General features: G+C 42.8%; 2 protein-coding genes. Both read right to left on the bottom strand.

Going from position 1 to position 3,456, the window contains the following annotated elements:
- Positions 1–302: 302 nt before the first annotated feature.
- Complete coding sequence (gene metK / locus PN447_RS11600; RefSeq protein WP_271763188.1) at positions 303–1,565, bottom strand: methionine adenosyltransferase; 1,263 nt, start codon at positions 1,563–1,565, stop codon at positions 303–305.
- Between the two features lie 369 nt (positions 1,566–1,934).
- The gene (locus PN447_RS11595; RefSeq protein WP_271763187.1) at positions 1,935–2,939 is read right to left on the bottom strand and encodes a phosphoribulokinase; all 1,005 of its coding nucleotides are present in this window, start codon (positions 2,937–2,939) and stop codon (positions 1,935–1,937) included.
- Between the last annotated feature and the right edge of the window lie 517 nt (positions 2,940–3,456).

Raw genomic sequence — 3,456 nt, 5'->3', positions numbered from 1 at the left:
CTGTATTTTTAGTAAGAAAAATAGCCCCTTAAAAGACCATTGTCCGTATAAAATCTTCCTTGTCCACTTTCCTTCCTTGTCTTCCTAGTCTTGCCTTCACAGATCATATTAAAAACCTACCCTTGCAAGGAGAGGGTGGGCTCAAACAATAGTTGAGACACTAATCATGACTTGACAAACATCCTCTTAGCTCTAACTCTTGGAAATGCACAAAATTAATCTAGGTTTTTTGATGGGGAACCTAGAAAACCCAGTCCCATTACTAGGGTTATATGGCTATCTTGACACTGTTGCTACAGTCTTTAGTGGATAGCAGCGGAGAGCGACTGTGTTACTAGCTGCTGCAACAATTCAGCTTTATCGGTGCGCTCCCAAGGCAAATCTAAATCATTCCGCCCAAAGTGACCGTAAGCTGCGATGTCCTGATAAAAACGTCCGCCTCGCTCACTTGGTAAGTTACGTAGATTGAAAGTATCGATAATCCCTGCTGGACGTAGTTCAAATTGGTCTTTGACTAATTCCAGTAAAGTTTGATCATCCACTTTCCCAGTACCGAAGGTTTCCAGAAAAATGCTCACTGGTCGCGCTACACCAATGGCATAACTTAGCTGAACTTCACACTTTTGAGCCAAACCAGCCGCGACAATATTCTTGGCCATATAGCGAGCAGCATAAGCAGCAGAACGGTCTACCTTGGTGGGGTCTTTACCGGAAAAAGCGCCGCCGCCATGACGGGAATAGCCACCGTAGGTATCAACAATAATTTTCCGTCCTGTCAGACCAGAGTCTCCTTGGGGTCCACCAATGACAAATTTGCCAGTGGGGTTGACTAAGAAACGTGTTTTTTGGTCTGGCTTAATGTCAATGTCACCAAAAACAGGTTCTACTACTGCTGACCAGAGGTCTTGTTTAATTTTGGCTTGTATTGCCACTTCCTCGGTAATTTCATTGATAGCTTCTGTGTGCTGAGTCGAAATCAGAATAGTGTCAATACCTACCGGATATCCGTCTTCGTAGGCCACAGTTACTTGTGTTTTGCCGTCGGGGCGGAGGTATGGCAATTCACCGGTTTTGCGAACTACTGCCAGTCGGCGAGCAATCCGGTGAGCAAGACTGATGGGTAAGGGCATCAGTTCTGGTGTTTCGTTGCAGGCAAAACCGAACATTATACCTTGGTCACCCGCGCCAATTTTATCGAATAGTTGATCACTAGCCTCCTGGCGTGTTTCTTGGGCGGTATTAACACCTTGGGCGATGTCGGGTGATTGTTCATCTAAAGCTATGAGAACACTGGCGCTGCCCGCAGAAAAGCCATTAACAGCATCTATGTAGCCAATTTCGGCTATTTTCTTACGGGCAATGTTAACGTAATTCACATGGGCTTTACTAGTAATTTCCCCAGTGATCAGCACCAAACCAGTATTAACTACTACCTCAGCTGCGACACGACTGCTGGGGTCTTCTGTCAGTAAGGTATCTAGAATAGTATCAGAAATCTGATCGCATATCTTATCTGGATGACCTTCGGTAACTGATTCGGAGGTAAATAAATAACGTCTAGACAAAGAGCATTCCTCCTGTTCCAATAGTTGTTACTGGCTAAATTTTGGTTATTTATTTAGTTCAGCAACTAATGTATGAAATCATAACAATATTTACGCACTCGGCAGTTAGTATTTGATTTATTTTTTTAAAATTACACATTGACTGTAAGTACTCTATGAGTACGATAAGATTTGCTAGGGTAGTCAGTAGTGATTAGTTCTTGAGGGTACATACCCCCCACCCCATGGCTACCCTAGCCAAGCTATCGTAGCTGTGGTTAAGGAATAATCACTGCTACGATATAGCTGGTAAACTCAAATATTTTTCTGATACAAAAAAGGGGGAAACCCAGAAGTACCCCCGAAACCTCGGACAGAGCTAAAGACGACTTAAACTTGAACTGCCAGTTTAGCTTCTTTTGCTGTTAACCGCTCGTAGACGCTACGCATTTTCAAACCTGTCAGCACTTGGAACAACCCAGTTCCGTTGTTGGAACCTGGATACTCACGGTGTTGGAGTAGCAAGTGAGTCATCTCACCTTGATATTTGGTGGATGTTTTACTCAGATGGGTTTCGATATAAATAACTTCATCAAGGTTGTCAAATTGACCGTCTATTTCTAATACGGAGACATACCGCCCGTAGTAAACATCAGAGCCATAGTATACTTGCATACCAGGATATGAGCAAGTGAGTTTCCGTCCGCAAGGTGTCCAGTTAATGGTTGAACCTTCATCAAACAAGTAGGTTGGTTCAAAGCCTTCCTTGTCTTCACGTTGGAGCATACGTACCCGGAGGACTTTGCGCTCCGTATCATTTTTAATCAGGTTCGTGGGTAGTACTTGCAGCACCACATCAGCGAATTCTCTTTGCGGCTCGATGAATTTTTCAAAATCGGGTTTACGAGAATTGATTTGAGCTAAAACGTCTTCGTAGCGATGTCCCCTTTCTGCCATATCCCGCTGGATTTTCCAGGCAATTTTGACTTCATCACTAATATCGAAATAGACGCTGAAATCAAGTAGCGATCGCACGCGCTCGTCATATAAAGGATGTAGGCCTTCCACAACTATGATGTGATTGGGCTCGATGCGCTCCGGTGGATCGATCATCCCGGTTTCGTGGTTATAAATCGGCTTATTAATCACTTGACCTTCTTTGAGCGCTTTGATTTGCTCATACATCAGGTCAAAATTGTTGGCTCTGGGGTCAAGTGCAGTTATCCCAGTTTCTTTACGCTGTTTGCGATCTAGGGAATGATAGTCATCTAAACAGATGACTGTCATGAACTCTTCACCAAATAAATCTATTAAACGACGCAAAAAGGTAGATTTACCGCATCCTGAGTCTCCGGCTACTCCAATCAATACCACGCGTTCCGGTTTAGTTGTCATAAATTTCCTCTAAATACTAAATGTGTCAATCAATATTTTTTCACACAGAAGATTTTGAAACCAGGAGTTGACGCCATTAGTTGATCCTGTGTTCTTGCTACTCCACAGGCATATGAAATATTGAGACGGACATACAACCAAGTTATAGTTGTATTTCATCCGGCTAATATTTAATTACCTGACGGGTAAGTATTTAATCCTAGTGGTGTCCTTGATTTTAACAGAAGTGGGTATTCCACCACAATATTTGCTGTCGGAAAGAATCTCCTGCTTTACAAGCATCCTCATGGTTTAGTTATTCATTTTAAATGACCTGGGATCATTCCTAAAACCGTTGTGTGAAAGTTTTACACTTATATTTATTTAGTTTTTCAGGTATAATTTATTTAAGCAGGTGCGATTCGTTCTTCCTAAATGAGTAGAAATGCTCAGGGACGGAAGGTAAGGCTGGTGAAAACCAGATTCTTATAACTGTGTGTTCATGTAGGTGTGAATCCTACCCCCTAGGTGCAAGGGT

The sequence above is a fragment of the Anabaena sp. CS-542/02 genome, from assembly GCF_028331085.1.
In the GTDB taxonomy this organism is placed as follows: domain Bacteria; phylum Cyanobacteriota; class Cyanobacteriia; order Cyanobacteriales; family Nostocaceae; genus Anabaenopsis; species Anabaenopsis arnoldii.
Note: the sequence above shows the minus strand (reverse complement) of the source record. Positions and strands in the feature narration are given on the sequence as shown.

What these genes read in the sequence shown, in the direction of transcription:
- PN447_RS11595 (WP_271763187.1), bottom strand. Translation starts at nt 2,939, where the DNA reads ATGACAACTAAACCGGAACGCGTGGTATTGATTGGAGTAGCCGGAGAC.